Annotated in this window: 10 protein-coding genes; all 10 read left to right on the forward strand. The window is 68.3% G+C overall.

What is annotated here, in order from left to right:
• Positions 1 to 46 precede the first annotated feature (46 nt).
• The 10 genes from ACTICP_RS08320 (at position 47) to ACTICP_RS08365 (ending at position 21,165) form a co-directional block, all read left to right on the forward strand.
• Positions 47 to 1,150: an RDD family protein gene (locus ACTICP_RS08320; RefSeq protein WP_441891294.1), complete on the forward strand. Its 1,104-nt coding sequence runs from the start codon at positions 47 to 49 to the stop codon at positions 1,148 to 1,150.
• Positions 1,147 to 5,115 (forward strand): type VII secretion protein EccCa, encoded by a 3,969-nt coding sequence (eccCa, locus tag ACTICP_RS08325; RefSeq protein ID WP_441891296.1) that lies wholly within the window; start codon positions 1,147 to 1,149, stop codon positions 5,113 to 5,115. The genes ACTICP_RS08320 and eccCa overlap by 4 nt, the downstream gene beginning before the upstream one ends.
• A gap of 126 nt (positions 5,116 to 5,241) precedes the next feature.
• A complete protein-coding gene (locus ACTICP_RS08330) occupies positions 5,242 to 11,325 on the forward strand; it encodes an Ig-like domain-containing protein (protein WP_441891298.1) in 6,084 nt (2,027 codons plus the stop codon).
• Positions 11,326 to 11,358: 33 nt separating this feature from the next.
• On the forward strand, positions 11,359 to 12,330 hold the full coding sequence (locus tag ACTICP_RS08335; RefSeq protein WP_441891300.1) for an AAA family ATPase: 972 nt from the start codon (positions 11,359 to 11,361) through the stop codon (positions 12,328 to 12,330).
• Positions 12,330 to 13,589 carry a DUF58 domain-containing protein gene (locus ACTICP_RS08340; RefSeq protein WP_441891302.1) on the forward strand — a complete coding sequence of 420 codons (1,260 nt, stop codon included), beginning with the start codon at positions 12,330 to 12,332 and terminating at the stop codon, positions 13,587 to 13,589. The genes ACTICP_RS08335 and ACTICP_RS08340 overlap by 1 nt, the downstream gene beginning before the upstream one ends.
• Complete coding sequence (locus ACTICP_RS08345; protein ID WP_441891304.1) at positions 13,586 to 16,000, forward strand: transglutaminase family protein; 2,415 nt, start codon at positions 13,586 to 13,588, stop codon at positions 15,998 to 16,000. Before ACTICP_RS08340 ends, ACTICP_RS08345 begins: the two co-directional genes overlap by 4 nt.
• Positions 15,997 to 17,340 carry an RDD family protein gene (locus ACTICP_RS08350; RefSeq protein ID WP_441891306.1) on the forward strand — a complete coding sequence of 448 codons (1,344 nt, stop codon included), beginning with the start codon at positions 15,997 to 15,999 and terminating at the stop codon, positions 17,338 to 17,340. The genes ACTICP_RS08345 and ACTICP_RS08350 overlap by 4 nt, the downstream gene beginning before the upstream one ends.
• On the forward strand, positions 17,337 to 18,152 hold the full coding sequence (locus ACTICP_RS08355; RefSeq protein ID WP_441838932.1) for a PP2C family protein-serine/threonine phosphatase: 816 nt from the start codon (positions 17,337 to 17,339) through the stop codon (positions 18,150 to 18,152). The genes ACTICP_RS08350 and ACTICP_RS08355 overlap by 4 nt, the downstream gene beginning before the upstream one ends.
• The gene (locus ACTICP_RS08360; protein WP_441891308.1) at positions 18,152 to 19,510 is read left to right on the forward strand and encodes an FHA domain-containing protein; all 1,359 of its coding nucleotides are present in this window, start codon (positions 18,152 to 18,154) and stop codon (positions 19,508 to 19,510) included. Before ACTICP_RS08355 ends, ACTICP_RS08360 begins: the two co-directional genes overlap by 1 nt.
• Positions 19,507 to 21,165, forward strand: a complete 1,659-nt coding sequence (locus ACTICP_RS08365) for a serine/threonine-protein kinase (protein ID WP_441891310.1) — start codon at positions 19,507 to 19,509, stop codon at positions 21,163 to 21,165. The genes ACTICP_RS08360 and ACTICP_RS08365 overlap by 4 nt, the downstream gene beginning before the upstream one ends.
• Positions 21,166 to 21,181 lie beyond the last annotated feature (16 nt).

The following is a 21,181-nucleotide window of genomic DNA, read 5'->3' on the forward strand; positions in this document are numbered from 1 at the left end:
CCCGGGGGGACCAGCAGGTGGATCGGGTGCCCCCGAACCGATGTCGGTGATCATTCCTGACGCCCCGGAAGCGCCCCAGGCAGGAACTCCGGCACTGCGTCGGCGCCGAGAGACCAGCTCCAGGCAGCAGGCAGCGCCGGGGCCCGACCGGACGACGACCGTGCTCGGACCAGCCTTCGCCGGAGTTCCCGCAGCCACCGGTACGCGTTTGATCGCATTCACCATCGATGTGCTGATCGTCGCGGCGCTCGGTGCCGCTGTGCTGTGGGCGACGAACAGCATCGCTCTTGCATTCGTCGTCATTCTGCAGCTCGCGATCGGTCTCACCGTGGCACTCGCGCGCACCGGAGCGACACCGGGGAAGCTCCTGCTGCGCCTGCGTGCGTCTCGCGTCGACGCGCCGATCTCGCCCGGTGTCGGCCGCGCATTCGTTCGAGCGCTGATCACCGGGGCCGGGTTCGTCGTGGGGATCGGATCCTGGCTCGTGGTCGCCTCCAGCGCATTCGATAAGAATGGACGGCGGCAGTCCTGGGCAGACCTGGCCGCCGAGACCGTTGTGGTCGCTGCGCCGCGTCGCGGTGGCGCTGCTGTGCTCACCCGTGCCACATCGACCCCGACGCTGGCTCCCCCGCAGCTGATCAGCATGTCAGCGCGCCCTGCTATCGACGACGACGAGGACGACGAGCCTGTCGTCCTCGACGCGGCACCGCGTGTCTCCGATCCGGTGCCGACGGTCGCACGCGCGTCCGCTCCAGCGGTATCGACGGCCGCGGATCCGGCCCTCGCTGCGCTGCTGCTCGTGTTCGACACCGGCCAGCGCGTACGGATCGATGTTCCCGCCGCGGTCACCCTGGGGCGACGCCCGTCTCCGGCCGAGCCGGGCGATCTGCTCGTTGTGATCAACGATCCGGACAGCACGGTGTCCAAGAGCCATCTCCGGCTGGAGCACTCCCGTGGACGCACGTGGGTGACGGATCTCGGGTCCACCAACGGGTCTGACATCCTTTCGGAAGGCGGTGGTCGCGCCGAGCTCCTTCCCGGAGAGCGCAGCCTGCTCGAAGACGGCAACTGGGTTCGCGTGGGCGACCGGGCTGTGACCATCAACCCGCTGTGGTCCGGCGGAGTCGATCAGCCGCAGGTCACAGCATGACCGGCCCCCGGCTCGCACCGCCGCGCGTCCCCTCGGGGCGGCTCACCGTACAAGCACCTCCTGAACTCCAGGCCAGTGAGGGCGGCTCGAACATGCTGGCCTCGATGCTTCCGATGTTGGGCAGCGTCGGAGCGGTCGTGATGGTCAGCATGTCGAACTCGGGCCCCGCGGGCTTCCTCATCGGCGGGATGGTTCTCGTATCCTCTCTCGGCTTCGTCCTCGTCAACGGCTGGCGTCAGCGCGCCCAGAAACAGGCCGCCACACTCGCGGCGCGACGGGAATATCTCGCCTACCTCACGGAGCTGCGCTCCTCGATCCGGGTCGCCGCCCATCAGCAGCGCCGTGGCGCGAACTGGCAGTTGCCTGCGCCCTCGGCCCTGCCGTATATCGCCGAGGAGCGCACGCGCGTCGGCGAACGCGCCCCGACCGACCCTGATTTCCTCTCGGTGCGGATGGGGATCAGCGATCAGCCGCTGTGCATCACGTTGGAAGCGCCAGAGCTGCCTCCGCTCGCCCAGCTCGACCCGGTCGCCGCTTCGGCTGCGCACCGGTTCATGCTCACGCACGAGACGCAGAAGGAGCTTCCGCTCGGCGTCACTCTCGGTGACTACGCACGCGTCGAGATCACCGGCGACCAGGCCGAGGTGCGCGGGCTCGCGCGGGCGATGCTCCTGCACGCTGCGACCCTGCACGATCCGGAGAGCCTGCAGATCGTCATCGCCGCCGATCAGGAGTCGCTCTCGCAGTGGGAATGGGCGAAGTGGCTTCCGCACACGCACTCGGGCACCGAGCGCGATGCGTTGGGGTCGGCGCGGATGATCAGATCGAGCATCGAAGAGCTGGAGAACATGCTCCCGGCCGATGTCCGTGAGCGCTCCCGGTTCATCCGCGGCGCGGCCGTCCCCACGTTGCCGCACGTGATCGTGCTGACGGACGGTGTGTCGGGGGGAGGTGCGCTGGTGGCACGCGGCGGCGTGACCGGCGTCACCGTGATCGACCTCCCGCACCGATGGGACGACCTGGAGGACGACAACACCCTGCGCGTTGCGCTCGCCGCAGACGCGACCGGGGTCAGCGAACTCGTCAGCAGGCAGGTGCCCGCTCGCGAGTTCGTACCGGATGCGATCAGCATCGTCGAGGCTGAGGCGACCGCGCGCCGACTCATCTCCATGCAGGACGCGAGCGCAGCATCACCGGCTGACGCATCGGTCGTCCGCGGGCAGGCAGAGCTCGTCGACCTGCTCGGGCTGCCCGACGTTCGCGACATCGACCTCGACAGCGCCTGGTCCGGACGTTTGGAGCGCGACCGTCTGCGCGTGCCGATCGGACAGGCGGAGGATGGCTCTCCGCTGATCCTGGACATCAAAGAATCTGCTCAGCAGGGTATGGGCCCGCACGGTCTCATCATCGGCGCCACCGGATCTGGTAAGTCGGAGGTGCTGCGAACGCTCGTGCTCGCACTCGCACTGACTCATTCGCCAGAACAGCTCAACTTCGTTCTCGTCGACTTCAAGGGCGGTGCGACGTTCGCCGGAATGTCGGGAATGCCGCACGTATCGGCGATCATCACCAACCTCGGCGAGGAGATCTCGCTGGTCGACCGCATGCAGGATGCGCTGCAGGGCGAGATGGTTCGCCGGCAGGAGCTGCTGCGAGCCACCGGCCCGTTCGCGAACGTCACCGACTACGAGAAGGCCCGCCGCGGCGGACGCACAGATCTGGCCCCCCTGCCGGCGCTGCTCATCGTCGCGGATGAGTTCTCCGAGCTGCTGGCAGCCAAGCCCGAGTTCGTCGACACCTTCGTCAACATCGGCCGTCTGGGCCGCTCGCTGCAGGTGCATCTGCTGATGAGCTCGCAGCGTCTCGAGGAGGGAAAGCTCCGCGGTCTCGATTCGCATCTGTCCTATCGGATCGGTCTGCGTACGTTCTCAGCATCCGAATCTCGCGCGGTTCTGGGCGTGCCGGACGCGTACCACCTGCCTCCGCAGCCCGGTGCCGGTTTCCTCAAATCCGACACCGAGACGATGACCCAGTTCCGTGCGGCGTACGTTTCCGGGCAGCCGCCGCGCCGGAGCCGGGCCGTATCGCGGAAGCAGCGCAGATCCCAGACCGCGGCGGTCGAACTGTTCACGGCCGCAGCGAGGAACGCGCCCGAAGCGCCGGCTGTGGAGCCCGACGAGACCGACATGGTCAGCGCCGAACCCGAAGAGCAGCGCAGCACCTTCGAGCTCGCCGTCGAGCGGATGAGCGGCCGGGGGCCCGCTGCGCATCAGGTCTGGCTGCCGCCGCTGGAGACTCCGCCCTCCCTGGATGTTCTCCTCGGGGATCTCGTCGTCGACCCGCAGCTCGGCCTGATCTCACCGCGCTGGCGCGCCGTCGGCGGACTCACGGTACCGCTCGGCATCGTCGACGTCCCGCTCGAACAGCGTCGTGAGAACCTCGTCGTCTCGCTGGGCGGTGCGGCCGGCCACATGGCGATCGTCGGAGCACCGCTGAGCGGTAAGAGCACGCTGGCGCGCACCACCGTGGCAGCGCTGGCACTGACGCATACTCCGCGCGAGGTGCAGTTCTTCGTGATCGACTTCGGCGGCGGCAGCTTCGCAGGCATGCAGGGGTTTGCGCATTTGAGTGGGCTGGCGACCCGCTCCGAGCCTGAGGTCGTCCGGCGCACCGTTTCGGAGATCACCGGTTTGCTCAACCGGCGCGAGGTGTATTTCCGAGAGAACGGGATCGATTCGATCGACACGTACCGTCAGCGCCGAGCTCAGGGGCTGGTGGACGACGGATACGGCGATATCTTCCTCGTCGTCGACGGCTGGGGGACGCTGCGGAACGAGTTCGAGATGCTCGAACCGCAGATCCAGGCCATTGCCGCGCGCGGCCTCACCTACGGCATCCACGTGATCATCGCGGCCTCCCGGTGGATGGAGATTCGCGCGAACATCAAGGACCTGATCGGCACGCGAATCGAGCTGCGGCTGGGCGACCCGAGTGACTCCGAGGTCAACCGCAAGTCCGCCGCGAACGTCACCAGTCGCCCCGGGAGGGGCATCGACTCACGAGGGCTGCAGATGCTCACCGCGGTCCCGCGGATCGATGGCGTGGAGGATGCCTCGGAGCTTGCGGATGGCGTGGAGCAGCTCGTGCAACGTGTGGATGCCGCCTGGCCGGGCGGCCCTGGCCCCAAGCTACGGCTGCTGCCGGAGCGCATCACCCACGATGAACTGCGTGCGCTCGCCGCGGAACGGGGCGGAGGGAAGGAACCGCGCAAGATGCTTCTCGGCATCGATGAGGCCGACCTCGCCCCGGTCTCGATCGACCCGCGCGCTGAACCGATGCTCTACCTCTACGGTGATGCGGATTCGGGGAAGTCCTCGATGCTCCGCGGTGTCGTGCACGAGATCATGAGGTTGTACGGGCCGAAGGAGGCGAAGATCTTCGCCGTCGACTACCGCCGGGCGCTGCTCGGCGAGATCCCGACCGAGTACCTGGGTGCGTATCTCACCTCGCATGAGCTCGCAGAGTCGGGTGTGCGCGAACTGGCGGAGTACTTCCGCAGCCGCATGCCCGGACCAGATGTCACACCGGAGCAGCTGCGCAGCCGCTCGTGGTGGACGGGATCCGAAGGGTTCGTGCTTGTGGACGACTACGATCTCGTCGCAACCTCGCAGGGCAACCCGATCGCCGTGCTCGCGCCGCTGCTCGCTCAGGCGTCGGATCTCGGTCTGCACGTGATCCTCACCCGGCGCACCGGTGGCGCGAGCCGCGCCGCCTACGACCCGATCATCCAGCGGATGACGGATCTGGGGGCCACCGGCATCCTCCTCAGCGGCAACCCCGAGGAGGGGCAGCTCATCGGCAAGGTCAAGCCCGTACCGGCGATCCCCGGTCGTGCGCAGATCGTCAGTCGCGACCGCGGTGTGATCGCGGCACAGATGCTCTGGGTGCCGGCGCAGTATGACTGATCACACTCTGATGGGGGGAGTCCTCCCCATCGAGCGGTTTCGATCTGGCGGTTAGGATGTACCGGTGCGCCCGGGGTCGGATGATCCGGCGCACTGTTGTGAAATCCACCCGGGGGGAAACTAAGGATGAAGGCGCTGTCATGGATGCGCGCGAAGCCGAAGACTGCGGCATCGATCGCGGGTCTCACAGCCGGCATCCTCGCCATCGGCACGCTCGCCTTCGCCTATGAGGGCAACCCGACCACCAAGGTCGACCTGAACGACGGCGGCGTCTGGATCACCAAGTCATCGGCCCTCATGGTCGGTCACTTCAACAACGAGTCGACGCTGCTCGACGGCGGCCTGCGTACGACGGGTGAGAGCTTCGACATCCTGCAGGACGAGTCCACGGTCCTCGTCACCGACAACACCAACGCCACGCTCACCGCTGTCGACCCGTCTCGGGTGTCGCTCGGCGACAGCGCGACGATCCCCGGTTCCGCGAAGGTCGAACTCGGATCGCAGACCGCTGCCATCCTCGACAGCGAGTCCGGTGACCTCTGGGTGCTCCCGGTCAAGGGGATCGCCGGGTTCGAGGTGCAGGGCGCCGATCCGCTGGTCGAACTGGGGAAGGACTCCGACGTGACCGTCGGGCAGGACGGCACGGTATATGCCGTCTCGGGCGAACGCGCTGAGGTCGTCACGATCCCGGTCGACAACCAGGGCGAGGCCCTGGAACCGCAGACGGCATCACTCGGCGAGGTCGATACGTCGCTGGCCCCGACGATTACGGCGGTCGGAACGACACCGGTCGTGCTCGCTCCCGCCGACAGCGCGGTCATGACACCGGGGGGCTTCCGCACCGAGATCATCGAGGCAGACACCGCTGTGCTGCAGCAGGCGTCTTCGGCGACCGAAGGCGTCACCGTGGCGACCTCCACCCAGCTGCTCGAAGTGCCCCTCGACGGCGGCGAGATCGAGGCGACCGAGGCCGGCGGCCAGGGCACTCCGGCGGCGCCGGTCTCGCTGCTGGGCTGCACCTACGGAGCCTGGGCGGGGTCCAGTCAGTTCGTGCGCGAATGCCCGGGTGAAGACAGTGACGTGCAGGCCGAGGTTCCTGGCGTCGAACGTTCGGCGTCGCTGACCTTCCGCGTCAACCGCGACGTGATCATCCTCAACGACACGGTCAGTGGTGCGGCGTGGCTGGCCGATGACAGCCTGCAGCAGGTCGACAACTGGAACGACCTGACCCCGCCAGAGGGCGAGACCGAAGACGAAGAGGACACCACGCAGGAGACGGTGGAGACCACTCTTCCCGTGCGCACCGACGTGAACACGCCCCCGGTCGCCGAGGACGACGATTACGGTGTGCGTCCCGGCCAGACCACGGCACTGCCGGTCCTCGACAACGACAACGACCCCGACGGCGACGTGCTGGTCGCCTCGGTCGCCGAGGAGCAGCCGTCGATCGGGGAGGTGCAGCCCATCTACGACGGCGGGTCGCTGCAGATCGACGTCGACGAGGATGCTTCGGGGGCAGCCTCATTCACATATGAGGTGGACGACGGCCGAGGAGGCACGGATACCGCCAGCGTCAATCTGTCGGTGAAGGACTGGGACACCAACACGGCCCCGAAACCGAAACGCACCACCGCTCTCGCGATCGAGACCGGCGGCACCGTCTCGTACAACATCCTGCCCGACTGGATCGACCCCGAGGGCGACGACGTCTACCTGCGTAATGTCGTCGCGGCCCCCGGCGACGAAGTCGAGTTCACGACCGACGGTCAGATCACTTACCGGGCGACCGCGAGCCTGCAGGGCCGCAAAGAGGTTGAGGTCTCGGTGGCCGACGCCCTCGGCGAGATCGCGACGGGCACTCTCGTGCTCGATGTGCGTCCGGCGGGGTCGACTCTGCCGAAGACGAACGCCGATCACGTGATGACCCGCGTCGGCGAGCAGGTGACCGTCTCGCCGCTGGCCAACGACTCCAGCTCCGGTCGCGAGCCCCTGCGCCTGACCCGCGTGAACGGCGACGAGACCCCGGGTGCGACGATCGAGCCCGACTACCCGAACAAGTCGTTCACCTTCAGCGCGCCGACGAAGGGCGTCTACTACGTGCTGTACGAAGTGGCGGCGGGCCCCAACGGCGTGCCGGGCATCGTACGCATCGATGTCGCAGACGCGAACGAGCAGGACCAGCCGCCGGTCGCGGTGCGTGACGTCGCCCTGCTGCCGACCGGCGGCGAGGTGCTGCTGGGTGTGCTGAACAACGACACCGACCCCTCCGGTGGCATCCTTGTCGTGCAATCGGTCACCGTCGAACCCGGCAGCGGCATCTCCGTCTCCGTGCTGAACCACGAATCGCTTCGGATCGGCGACCAGGGCGCTCTCGACGAGCAGGTGACGATCAGCTATCGCATCTCGAACGGGTCGAAGACCGCCGAGGGCGAGGTGGTCGTCATACCCATACCCGCTCCGGAGAAGATTCTCCCGCCGGTCGCGACCCCCGACCAGGCGGTGGTCCGCGTCAACGACGTGGTGACGATCCCCGTGCTCGAGAACGATACGAGTCCGACGGGCGATGCGCTCACCCTCGAGCCCGAGCTCGTCGAGCCGTTCGTCGACCCTGAGGACGGCGAGATCTTCGTCTCGCAGGATACGGTTCGATTCCGGGCTGGCCCGGAGGCGAAGACGGTCTATGCGACCTATGAGGTCTCGGATACGCGCGGCAACAAGGTCGGCGGGTACATCACGATCCAGATCGTCCCCGAGCAGGAGGACAACGCCGCCCCGCGTCCGCAGGACATCACGTCGCGCGTGCTCAGCGGCAGCACGGCCAACATCGCTGTGCCGCTGGATGGCCTCGACGCCGACGGCGACTCCGTGGAGCTCATCGGTCCCGCGACCAGCCCGAAGAGGGGCCGCATCATCGAGGTCGCCCAGAACTATTTCGTCTACGAGGCGTATGCCGATTCGTCGGGCGTCGACACGTTCTCGTACCGGGTGCGTGATCGCCTCGGCAAGGAGGGCACGGCCACTGTGCGCGTCGGCATCGCCCCGGCCGAAGATGCGAACCAGGCGCCGTATGCCGTGAAGGATGCCGTGGTCGTGCGACCAGGGCGTGAAATCGCCGTGCCGGTGATGCTGAACGACTCCGACCCTGAGGGCGATGAGATCGCGCTCGTGGAAGACGGGCTTGTCCTCCCCGAACTCGACGGCATGACCGCCCGCGTCTCGGGCGACCGCGTGCTCGTGCAGGCACCGGATCGCGCGGCCGAGACGTCACTGCAGTACACGATCAGCGATGCGCGCGGCGCGACCGCGCAGGCGGTGCTGCAGATCACGGTTGATGAGGATGTGCCGCTGCTGGCGCCGATCGCCCGCGACGACCGCGTGCTGCCCGCGGACCTGACCGACGGCGAGCTCACCACCAATGTCGACATCCTCGGCAACGATGAGGATCCCGATGGCACCACCGACGGTCTCGACGTCGAGGTCGACGAGGGCGGCACGCTGCTCGAAGACGGCACGGTTCGCGTCACCGTCGGCGAAGAGATGCAGCTCATCCGCTACACGCTCACCGATCGCGACGACCTGTCGACTTCGGCGTTCATCTTCGTCCCGGCGATCAAGGATCTCCGGCCCGCTCTCACCTCGACCACACCGGTCGAGGTGGTCAGCGGCGAGACCAAGGAACTGCCGCTCGACGAGTACGTCACGGTCGCCGGCGGCGGCTCGGTGACGATCACCGAGCATGCCACGGTGAGTGCCGCTCATGCGGATGGTTCCAATCTGGTGAAGGACGGCAGCACACTCGTCTACACCTCCGCGCCCGGCTACTACGGCGAGGACGGCATCGCGTTCGAGGTCACCGACGGCGCGGGACCCGACGATCCGGAGGGACGCAAGGCCACCTTGACGATCCCGATCACGGTGCTTCCGCCGGACAATCAGCAGCCGACGTTCACGCGCGGTGAGGTGAATGTCGCGCCGGGGGAGGATGCCACGACGCTTGATCTCGCGGCGCTGACCACTGATCCCGACAAGGACGATGAAGGCGAGCACTCCTATTCGCTCGAGGACGGTGGCAGTGACGGCGTCAGTGCCACCGTCGAGGGCAGCACGCTGTCGGTTGAAGCGGCATCGAACGCCAAGAAGGGCACTGCCCAGACGCTGACGATCCGCGTCTCCGACGGCGAGACGGATCCGGTCGAGGGCACCGTGGTCGTGAATGTCACAGCGTCGACCCGGTCGCCCGCTACTGCGAACACCGACACGATCGACGAGGCCGACCAGGGCGAGACGATCATGGTGCCGGTGCTCGACAACGACTTCAACCCGTTCCCGGACACCCCGCTGGAGGTCGTGTCGGCGTCGCCGGAGAGCGGTTCCGGCAGCGCCAGCGTCGAGGGCGACCAGGTGCAGGTCACCCCGAGTGAGGAATTCGTCGGCACGCTGGTGGTCCGCTACACGATCGAAGATGCCACCGGGGATCCCGACCGGCAGGTGGACGGCCGCATCGTGCTGACCGTGCAAGGTGTCCCGGAGGCACCGGGCCGCCCACAGGTGACCAGTGTGCAGGATCGCACTGTGGTGGTGTCGTTCTCGGCCCCGTCGAACAACGGCGCCGAGATCACGCACTACACGGTCAAGAGCACGAGCGGCAGTGGGTACAGCAAGCAGTGCGATACGACGACCTGCACGCTGGACGGCTTGACGAACAACGTCGAGTACACCTTCGAGGCGGTCGCGACCAACCGCGTCGGCGACTCCGAGCCGTCGGGAGCCTCGGCTGTCGCACGCCCCGACGCCCGCCCGGACACCCCCGCCTCACCGACGCTGGACTTCGGCGACAAGTCGATCGACGTCGCGTGGAAGACGCCGACGACCCCCGGTTCCCCGGTGGAGTCGTACAACCTGCAGATCTCTCCGGCGCCGCCTTCGGGCGTCGCCGAGAAGACCGGCGTGACCGGCAACTCGCTCACGTGGAAGGGGCTCGAGAACGGCACCTCGTATCAGGTGCGGGTGCAGGCCGTGAACAAGGCACCGGAACCGTCGACGTGGAGCGGCTGGTCGCTGGACGAGATTCCGGCCGGGCCTCCGCTGCAGCCGGGTGCGCCGTCCACGGCCGAGCTCGAACCAGTCGGCAGCCAAGCACAGATGCGTGTCACGTGGAAGGCTCCGAACAACAACGGCGCGTCGATCGACGGCTACCAGCTGCAGGTGCTGCGCGGCGGATCGACGGTGGACACCATCTCTGTGGGGGCGGGGCAGACCAGCCAGGCCGTGAGGGTGAAGACGGACGAGGCCGGTTACACCTACATCGTCCACGCACACAACAAGGCCGGATGGGGTGAATGGAGTGCGCCGTCGGCGGAGCGTCGTGGGGCGATCAGGCCGGATGCGCCGCGGACTCCGTCGATCTCGGCCGGTGACGGCTCCATCACGATCGCCGACAACTACGCGTTGAACGCCGAACAGCGAAACGGTGCCAAGGCGGGGGAGATCAGTTACCAGTACCGGCTGAACAGCGGCAGTTGGCAGAATCTCACGCACAACAGGATCGGCGGACTCAGCAACGGCACGCGCTACACGGTGCAGATCCGCGCGCTGTCGAACACCGGCACGGGCAGTTACACCGGCGCCGCATCGGCGTCGTCGAAGGCCGTGACGCCGTACGGCGTTCCGCCACAGCCGAAAGCCGGTGCTCGGAACAACGGTTCGAACGTGACGGTGTCGTGGGGCAACAACGGCACCAACGGCAAGGGCATCACCGACACGCAGATCAGGGTGACCGGTCCGGGGACGCCCGGCACCTGGCAGAGCGTGGGTGCTGACGGTTCCCGGCAGTACGGCGCACCGTACTCGCAGACGATCAAGATCGAAGTGCGGGTCAAGAACGACAGCACGTGGTCCGCCGTCGCTTCCGACTCCGCGACGACGGACGCGAAGCCGGACCCGCGCATCTGGGTGACGCGTGGATCGTCGGCACAGGGGAAGGACAACTGCAACGACGCCTCCTGCGCCCACTTCAAACTGAACACCAAGGACTTCCCCGCCGGTGATCACCAGCTCTCATGCATGTCCGACCAGGGGCAGATCGGCAGCACGCGGACGGAGAACCTTCCCGCGAACAGCACGAAGCAGCTCGACTGCTACTTCGGGTACGCGGGCTCCGACGTGTGGGTCGTGATCGATGGCAAGGCGTATGAGAAACGCGCCTGGTGAGTGCTGAGCACAGAGCAAGAGGAATGAATTGACATGACAATGACCCCCGAACAGGCGGCCTGGTTCCAGGGCACCTTCACCCGTCTCGTCGAGAACATCGACAAGGCCGTGCAGGGCAAGCACGAGGTCGTCGGCCTGGTGCTGGCAGCCATGCTCGCCGAGGGCCACGTCCTCCTCGAGGACGCGCCAGGAACTGGCAAGACGAGCCTCGCGAAGGCGCTGGCGGCGACCGTGCAGGGCACGAGTTCGCGCATCCAGTTCACACCCGACCTGCTGCCCTCCGACGTCACCGGCGTCACGATCTACGACCAGCAGGCGCACAAGTTCGAGTTCCACAAGGGCCCGATCTTCGCATCCATCGTCCTGGCTGACGAGATCAACCGTGCCTCCCCCAAGACCCAGTCGGCGCTGCTCGAGGTCATGGAGGAGTCCAAGGTGACGGTCGACGGCGTGACCCACGAGGCGGGCCGGCCGTTCCTCGTGATCGCGACGCAGAACCCGGTCGAGCAGGCCGGAACTTACAAGCTCCCCGAGGCGCAGCTTGACCGGTTCCTCATCAAGACCTCGATCGGCTACCCCGACCTCGCGACGACTGCGAGCATCCTCGCCGGAGCATCCGACCGCAACCCGTCGGCGCACCTGAGCGCGATCATCACCACCAGTGCTGTCGCCGACATGGCCGATCTGGCCGCCAGCGTGCACGTCGAACCGGCCGTGCTGCAGTATGTCGCCGAGCTCGCCGAGGCGACTCGTGAAGATGCGGGCGTGCGTCTCGGCGTCTCCGTGCGCGGCGCGATCGCCATGGTGCGACTGGCCAAGGTGTGGGCAGCGTCCCGCGGCCGGCACTACGTGCTGCCCGACGACATCAAGGCGCTGGTGGCACCCGCCTGGCAGCACCGCCTGCTGCTCGACGCCGAGGCGGAGTTCGCCGGTACAACCGCCGATGTCGTCGTAGCCCGCGTGATCGAGCGCGTCGCGGCCCCCCAGGCGCGAACGGCGGCTTGATGACGGCACAGACACTGTCCGCCGCACCCGAGAACGCTCGAGACGCCGGCTGGCGTGACATCGCGGCGCTCATCGGCGCGCGCGTCGGGGGGCGTCTGCAGAAGATCGCCGCGGTGATCCGGCCGCTGGCGTGGGTGCTCATCGCGCTGGCGATCATGTTCTGGATCATGGGCAGCGCTCTGGGGTGGATGGAGCTGATCATCGCCGCGGTGATCATCACGATCACGCTGCTGCTGTGTGCGCTGTTCCTCATCGGCCGTACGGAGTACGACGTGGCGCTCGACCTCGCCCGCACCCGGGTCGTCGTCGGCGAGCGCGCTGTGGGTGCATTGACCCTGGCGAACCCCGGCAGCCGTGCCATTCTGCCCTCGCGCGTCGTGCTGCCCGTCGGCAGCGGCCGCGGCGAGTTCGGCATCCAGCGCCTCGCGCCGGGGGAGAAGGCCGAAGAACTGTTCGCTATCCCCACCCAGCGACGGGGCGTCGTCGAAGTCGGACCGGTCAGCGTCGTCCGCGGCGATCCGCTCGGCCTTTTCGAGCGGGCGCATCGGCGTGATGACCCCGTCGACCTGTACGTGCACCCGCAGACCGTGCTGTTCGACGGGCAGTCGCTGGGCTTCCTGCGCGACCTCGAAGGTCTTCCCGCCGCCGATCTCTCCCGAGACGATGTCTCGTTCCACGCGCTCAACGAGTACCAGCCCGGCGACGACCTGCGCCACGTGCATTGGCGCTCCACCGCGCGCACCGGTGTGATGATGGTGCGGCAGTACGAAGAGACCCGGCGTTCGCACTTCGTGATCGGCCTGTCTCGTTCGAGTGGCGACTACGCTGTCGATGCCGACCTCGAGCTCGGCATCTCGGTGGCCGGCTCCATCGGCCTGCGTGCGATCCGCGACTCGCAGCGGGTGGACGTGCGGGTGCAGGGCGGTGAACTGCGCGCCGGCACCGGCAAGCAGTTGCTCGACTCGCTCGCCGGCGTCGAGTCCTCGAAGTCACGTGAGGGCGGCATCGCCGAGCTCAGCGGTGTCATCGCGGCCACGCTGCCACTGGCCAGCGTCGTCGTGCTGGTGTGCGGAAACAGAGTCTCGAACGAAGACCTCCGAGTCGCCTGCGCGCGCCTGCCCTTCGGCGCCAAGGTCATCGCGATCGTCGCCGACACCAACGTCGAGATGCCGGCGCTGCGCCGCATCGGCGAAGCAGACGTCGTCAGCGTCGGAACCCTGCAGCAGATCCCGCTCGCACTGCAGAAGGTGCTCGCATGAGCGCGCAGACGTCCCCGGCATCCGCCTCGCCGGCATCCATCGGGGGGATTCCGCTGCGCCGCTGGATGCTCGACATCGGTGCCGTCATCGTGCTCCTCGGCACCTCGGTGGTCGGCTTCTGGCCGAGCTTCGCCGGCCCCAGCTTCCTGGGGGCGGCGCTCGGCGGAGTGCTGATCGGCATCGCCATCGCGGTCGTGTCGGCCTGGCGCCACTGGGGTGTGCTCATCGTCACCGGGCTGACCATGCTGGCCTACTTCGTGTTCGGCGGTGCACTTGCGCTGCCGCACACGACGATCCTCGGGATCATCCCGTCCATCGACACGCTCCAGCAGCTCGCGGTCGGCGTCATCACGTCGTGGAAGCAGATGCTCACCACGGTCGCTCCCGTTGCGGGCGCCGACGGGCACTTCATCGTCCCGTTCCTGCTCCTGCTCGTGACGGCGGTGCTCACGGCATCCCTCGCGCTGCGGCTGCGGCAGCCGGCCTGGGCCCTGATCCCGGCGGGCGCGCTCCTCGCCGCCGTCATTGCCCTCGGCACGCCCGAGCCCGCCGTTCCCGTCATCCAGGGCGCCGTGTTCGCCATCGCGAGCATCGCCTGGCTCGCGGTGCGGCAGATCTGGGCGCCGCAGAACGCCGCGGTGTCCGTCGGCGAAGTCGACGCCGCTCGGGCGAACCAGATGCGCATGCGCCGCCTCATCTCCGGCGCGGCCGTGCTCGTCGTCGCCGCCGGAGCGGGCGTCGCCACCAGCGCTTTGACCGCCCCCGCCGAGGTCCGCCACGTCCTGCGCGACACGATCATCCCGCCCTTCGACGTGCGCGATTTCCCGAGCGCGCTGCAATCATTCCGCGGACACGTCCGCGACGACGCGGACAGCACGCTGTTCACCGTTCAGGGTCTGCCGGAAGACGCACGCATCCGGCTCGCGGCCATGGACGAGTTCGACGGACAGGTGATCAACGTCGTCGACGGCGGCCCGGGCACCTCGAGCGCTTTCGCGCCGATCCGCTCGAATATGTCGCCCGATGCCGAGGGGCTCCCGGTCACGTTGCAGGTCGAGATCGACGGGTACAACGACGTCTGGGTGCCGCAGGCCGGTCTCGTCTCCGAGATCCGCTTCGAAGGCGATGACGCCGATGCCCTGCGCCGGTCGACGTACTACAGCAGCGGATCGGCGACCGCGGTGGCCACGCCCGGTCTGAGCACGGGGGACAGCTACACCGTGCAGACGACGGTGCCGGCGACCGTCACAGACGAGCAGCTCGCCGAGGCGGAGTTCGGATCCGTGCGTCTGCCGAAGAACGACAACGTGCCCGAAGAGCTCACCTCGCTGGCCGCCGAGGTCGTCTCGGAGGCGACGACGCCCGTCGAGCAGGTGCAGGCGCTGTCGAGCTTCCTCTCGGAGGACGGCTTCTTCAGCCACGGGCTGGAGGGCGAGGTCCTCTCCCGCTCCGGACACACCTCGGAGCGCATCTCTGCGCTCATCGGCGGAGACCAGATGATCGGCGACGACGAGCAGTACGCCGTCGCCATGGCGCTGCTCTCCGGCGAGCTCGGGATCCCTGCGCGCGTCGTGATGGGCTTCTACCCCGACGAGAAGGATGCCGGCGCTGCGAGCTTCGCCGCGAACGGAGAGAACATCCACGCCTGGGTCGAGGTGAACTTCGACGGGTTCGGCTGGGTGCCGTTCGACCCGACACCGCCCGAGGATCAGGTGCCGAACGACCAGAACACGAAGCCGCGCGCCGACCCGAAGCCGCAGGTGCTGCAGCCGCCGCCTCCGCCGCAGGAGCCAGTCGATCTTCCGCCGACGCTGCCGGATGACCGCGAGTCCGAGGACGAATCGCTGAACATCCTCGGCATCATCGGCGCGATCCTCCTGATCGGCGGCATCTCGCTCGGCATCCTCGCGCTGCTCGCCGCGCCGTTCATCATCATCGGTGCTTGGAAGGCCTCGCGTCGTCGTGCCCGTCGCAGCGCTGAGCGCACCGCCGACCGGATCGCCGGCGGGTGGGACGAACTCACCGACCGCGCCGTCGACTACGGTGCCCGCCTGACCGCGGGCGCGACCCGCGGCGAGGAGGCCTCGCTGCTGGCCGGTTCCCTCGCCGTGCCGACCGTCACGATGCTCGCCGATCGCGCGGATGCCGAGGTCTTCGGCCCGCGCGACCCGAGCGTCGAAGACGTCGACGCATTCTGGCAGGAAGTCGACGGCATCGTCGTGGGCCTGGGCAGCGAGGCGGGGTTCTGGAAGCGCATGAAGGCGCGACTCAGTCTGCGATCACTGCTGGGCGGATCGGCCCTGTCATCTGGATTCCAGAACCTGAAGGATGCCGCGACTGCGCGCATCCGGCGAGAACCTGGCACCATCAAGAACAGCACTCCCGAAGCACCCGAGAGCGAGACACCATGACGCAACCGTCGTTCGGCACCGTCGCCCCGACGTCACGCCGTGCAGTGGCATACATCATCGATGCCCTGATCGCGGCCGGGATCGGGATCATCCTGTCGATCTTGCTGACCATCTTCTCCGTGATCGCGGGACCAGAGGGGATGCTCGGCGTCCTCGCCGTCGGCGGCCCGATCATCTGGCTGCTGCTGGTGGGCTGGTTCGTGTTCTACACCTTCATGCAGGCCGGGAACGGCTCGATCGGCATGCGCGCGCAGGGGCTGCGGCTCGTGCGCGAGGCCGATGGCACGCCTCTCGGATTCGGCAAGGCGCTGCTGCGCAACATCATCTTCGGTCTCTCGGCAGCCATCGTCGTCGGCTACTTCACCCCGCTGTTCGACGGTTCCGGGCGCTTTCAGGGCTGGCACGACAAGGTCGTCGGGTCTCTGATGCTCGACGCGCGTGCCGGCGGCGGCGCGATCACGGCCCCGCTGACGCAGGCGGTGACCGTGCCGCCTCGTCCGTCGATGCCGAATGAGACGCCGGGCAGCGCCCTCCCGAACGGCGCACCTCCGATCCCAGGGCTGGCGACGCCGACGCAGCCCACTGGTTATGCGTACCCTGCGGCGCAGCCGGCGTACCCCACCGCCCCCGAGACGCCGGTTTCTCCAGCGGCGATGGATGCTCCAGCGATGGACGCTCCAGCGATCGATGAGACCGTTCGCGCCGAGGACGTCCGGCGGCCGGCCGCACCCGCTCGCCAGATGCCTGCCCCTCCGGTCCCGGACCTGCAGGCGCCCGAACCGCCGGCTCCGATCGCGCATCCGGCTGCTCCGGTCGCGAACGAGGAAGCGCTGATCGCGTTCGTCCCCGGGATCACGCAGGACAGCCCGCCCGAGCGCCGCACGCCGGCTCCGCCCGCGGCTCCGGAAGCGCCGGAAACTCCGGACGCGCCTGCTGCTCCGGACGCGACCCCGGTTCCGGAGGTGCCTGCCGAGGTGGACATCCTTGACGTCGAGGACACCCGCATCAGCATCCCCGGACACCGACTCGTCTTCACGTGGGACGACGGCACCCGGGTGGCCGTCTCTCGGCGCACGCTGTTCGGCCGCAATCCCGCGCCCGAAGAGGGCGCCGCGGTCGTGTCCGTGCGCGACGAGACACTGTCGCTGTCGAAGACGCACTTCGAGGCTGCCGCTGAGGCATCCGGTGGGTGGGTCGTCGACCGGCACTCCACGAACGGCACCGTCATCGTGCGCGACGGGCAGCGCATCGCGTGCACACCCGGTGAGCAGGTGCGGGTGCGCCTGGGAGATGCGATCGAGATCGGCGACCGCATCGTGACCATCGGAGGCTACGCATGACCGCACCCCTGATCGTCTCGTCGGGATCATCGACGCACACCGGGCTCCGGCGCGCCCTGAACGAAGACGCACTGCTGGCCAGCACACCGGTGTTCGCGGTCGCTGACGGCATGGGCGGGCACGAGGCGGGGGAGCGCGCCAGCGCCGCCGTCATCGCTGAGTTCTCGCCGTACCTCGGCCGACTGAACCTCGTGCTCGATGACGTGCTCGACGTGCTCAGCCGTGCGCGCGACGCCGTGGACGCTCTATCGGTGTCAGCCTCAGGCCGTGCCGGTACGACACTGAGCGGTGTCGTCCTCGCCGACGTCGACGGCATGGGCTACTGGCTGGCCTTCAACATCGGCGACTCGCGTACCTATCGGCTCTCGGGGGGTGAGCTGGAGCAGATCAGCGTCGACCATTCCGTCGTGCAGGAGCTTATCGAGACCGGCGAGCTCGATCTCGCCGATGCTGCGTCGGATCACCGGCGCAATATCATCACGCGGGCGATCGGCGCGGGCAGCACGGGCGACCCCGACTTCTGGATGTTCCCCGCCGAGCTGGGAGACCGGATGCTGATCTGCTCGGATGGCCTCTCCTCCGAGGTGCCAGACGCGCGGATCCTCGAGGTTCTGACCGCAGAATCCGATCCGCAGACCGCGGCCGGCGTACTGGTCAGTGAGGCCGTCGACGCTGGCGGCAGAGACAACATCACCGTCGTGGTAGTGGATGCCGTCTCGGTGGCATCCCGCCCGGGCGTGCAGATGCGCGCCGATGACGACATCGACGAAGATACCCGGCCTCGCGAGGCCGTCGTAGGAGGGATCGGCTGATGCAGACGACCTATCGACCTGGACAGTGGTCCATCCTCGTGGCTCCCGGCGCGCTGATCGCGCTGTCGCCCGACGCGCCGGATGAGCTCATCACCCGGCTGTGGGAACGCGAACGCCCGGTCGGCGAGCTCGCCGCCGTCATCGATGCGCTCACCGAACAGGCCTCGGGTTCCTTCGCGGCGATGCTGCCCTTCGCAGCGGTCGTGATGGAGGGACCGAACGCGCGCATCGCCGTGCGGGGCGATGCCACTGTCGCCGTCACCGGCCCGGAAGGGCACGAGACCTTCAACGGCTCCAACGTCACGACCTGGAGTGAACGATTCGTCGCGAACGCGAGCCGGATCGCGATCACGGCCGGTGACGCCGATGCGGGCGCCGAACTGCCGATCACGGGCGGTGTCGTGCGGGCGGCATCGGTCCGCGCCGATATCGAACCGGCAGACACCGTCGTCGAGGAGCCCGAGGCTGCAGAGCCTGAGAAATCGGACGCCGAGGCGCTCGACCCGGCGATGCCGGTCGTGCCCGTCCCGCTGGTCGAGGAGACTCCCGAAGAGTCGGAGCCGGTCGAAGCATCCATGCCGGCTGAGGAATCGGAGTCCGTCGAGGAATCGGAGTCGATTGGAGATCCGGAGTCCCTTGAGGAACCGGAACCGATTGAAGAACCGGAGCCGGAGCTCGTTGAGGATCCGGCACCGGCCGAGGACCTCGCCGAGCCCGCGACCGAGGAGATTCCCGAGCTCCCGACTGCTGACGAAGACGTCGTCGAAGGCGCCACGCTGGTGCCCTCCGAGGCGACCTACTCATCCGACTCGGACGAGTTCGACCAGCTGTTCGGTGCGACCATCGCGACGGCGGGCGCGGTCGCCCCGCCACCGGCTCCGCCCGCGCCTCCGGCCCCGGTCGACGGCGACCATGACGGTGCGACGATCTCGGTCGCCGAAGCGCGAGCACTCCGGCAGAACGTCCCGGCCGCCGAGCCGGATGCGCCGACCGCCGTGCTTCCCGTGGTCGCGGAGTCGGCCGGGCGGGTGCGCGTCTCCACTGGCCAGGTCGTCACTCTCGACCGCACCGTGATCATCGGTCGCCGGCCCCGGTCCACACGTGCGAGCGGGGCTGACCTGCCGCACCTGATCGCGGTCGAGAGCCCCCAGCAGGACATCTCGCGCAGCCACCTCGAGATCCGTCCGGAGGGAGACACAGTCGTGGTCGTCGACCTGCACACGACGAACGGCTCCACGTTGCTGCGCTCGGGCTCCGACCCGCTGCGGTTGCACCCCGGTGAGCAGACCCTCGTACTCTCTGACGATGTCGTGGACCTCGGCGACGGCGTGACCGTCGTGTTCGAGGATCTGCCGTGAGCAGACCCCCTTCTCCACCTCCCGACCTCCCGGGCTTCACCTACGTCAGCGTTCTCGGCACCGGCGGCTTCGCCGACGTCTTCCTCTACGAGCAGCAGATGCCCAAGCGGCGCGTCGCCGTGAAGGTGCTGCTCGCCGACCGGATCTCCAGCGGCGCCGCCCAGGAGTTCGCCGACGAGGCCAACGTCATGGCCATGCTGTCGACACATCCTGCGATCGTCACCATCTACCAGTCCGGAGTTGCCGGCGACGGCCGCCCGTACATCGTGATGGAGAACTGTCCCCGCCCGAATCTGCAGACCCGCGCACGCAAAGAGCCGCTGTCGGTCGCTGAGGCGCTGCGCGTCGGCATCCAGGTCGCCGGCGCCGTCGAGACCGCGCACCGTGCCGGGGTGCTGCACCGCGACATCAAACCGGCGAACATCCTCGTCACCGAGTACAACCGGCCGGCGCTGACCGACTTCGGTATCGCCTCGAGGACAGGTGCGGTGACCGAGGCCAGCGGCATGTCGATCCCCTGGTCGCCGCCCGAGTTCTTCGCCGACCCGCCATTGGGGGGCGCGCGCTCCGATGTGTTCGCCCTGGGGGCGACTCTGTACACGCTGCTCGCCGGGCGCTCTCCGTTCGAACGCCCAGGGGAGCGCAACACCAGCGCCGACCTCATCGAGCGCATCGAGCGCACGCCGCTGCCCCCGCTCGTACGGGGTGATTCTCCCGCCAGCCTGCAGCAGGTGCTCGAGCGGGCAATGGCGAAGAGCCCCGACGTCCGCTACCCGAGTGCCGTCGCCTTCGCGCGTGCTCTGCAGAAGGTGCAGATCGAGCTCGCGCACTCGGTCACGCCGATCGACATCGTCGATGATCATCCGCTGCCGGAGGATTCCGAAGACGACGACGACGGCCTGACACGCGTTCGCAACGTCGTCAACATCGAGCCGGATGCCGGGCACACCCGCCCGTCCGCGACGACCCGTCCGTTCGGTTCGCCGCAGCCGGCCGCAGCCCCAGCGGAACCCGGACCCCGATTCGACCCCGGTCTGTCCGCCTCGGCCGCAGCGGACACGGTGCTGCGTCCCGGGGGAGAGAGCGCGGCATCCGCACCGATCGATGAGGATCGCACCGTGGTGCGCGGCCCACGCACGGTGTCTCCCGACGCATCCGCCCTGCAGCCGGCGCCGTCGTCGGTTCCGCCGGATGCGCACCTGCCCGCGGCCGAGAACGCTGCGACCGAGGAGAAGCGCAAGCCCCGCGTCGGCATGTGGATCGGCATCGCCGCCGCTGCAGTCGTACTCGTCGGCGGCACGGTGCTCGGCGTCAGTATGCTCGGCGGAGGCCAAGACGAAGAGCCCGACCCGGTGGCCACGCAGGACGAAGTCATTCCGAAGGATCCGGTCTCACACGCCGTGCCCTCGGTCGGCGAGCTCGCCGGAGAGCGCAACGGCACCGCGATCACCTTCAGCTGGAAGAATCCGTCCCCGGAGGACGGTGACCTGTACCTGTGGAACACGGTCGACCTCGCCGGCGGCGGCGCCACCGAGACCACGGAAGAGACCAGGGTTACCTTCGAGGGCGCGGCATCCGGACAGGTGTGCGTCGATGTGATGCTGCGACGCGGCGACGGGCGCGCCTCGGAGCCGGTTCGGGCGTGCGTGGAGTGACGCCGCGCGACAACGG

Origin of the sequence: Microbacterium sp., assembly GCF_052102115.1 — a bacterium.
In the GTDB taxonomy this organism is placed as follows: Bacteria; Actinomycetota; Actinomycetes; order Actinomycetales; family Microbacteriaceae; genus Microbacterium.

Bases quoted from the DNA above. Each gene is read 5' to 3' on its own strand.
- ACTICP_RS08345 (WP_441891304.1), top strand. From the start codon at position 13,586: ATGAGCGCGCAGACGTCCCCGGCATCCGCCTCGCCGGCATCCATCGGG.
- ACTICP_RS08335 (WP_441891300.1), top strand. From the start codon at position 11,359: ATGACAATGACCCCCGAACAGGCGGCCTGGTTCCAGGGCACCTTCACC.
- ACTICP_RS08360 (WP_441891308.1), top strand. From the start codon at position 18,152: ATGCAGACGACCTATCGACCTGGACAGTGGTCCATCCTCGTGGCTCCC.
- eccCa (WP_441891296.1), top strand. From the start codon at position 1,147: ATGACCGGCCCCCGGCTCGCACCGCCGCGCGTCCCCTCGGGGCGGCTC.
- ACTICP_RS08350 (WP_441891306.1), top strand. From the start codon at position 15,997: ATGACGCAACCGTCGTTCGGCACCGTCGCCCCGACGTCACGCCGTGCA.
- ACTICP_RS08355 (WP_441838932.1), top strand. From the start codon at position 17,337: ATGACCGCACCCCTGATCGTCTCGTCGGGATCATCGACGCACACCGGG.
- ACTICP_RS08340 (WP_441891302.1), top strand. From the start codon at position 12,330: ATGACGGCACAGACACTGTCCGCCGCACCCGAGAACGCTCGAGACGCC.
- ACTICP_RS08330 (WP_441891298.1), top strand. From the start codon at position 5,242: ATGAAGGCGCTGTCATGGATGCGCGCGAAGCCGAAGACTGCGGCATCG.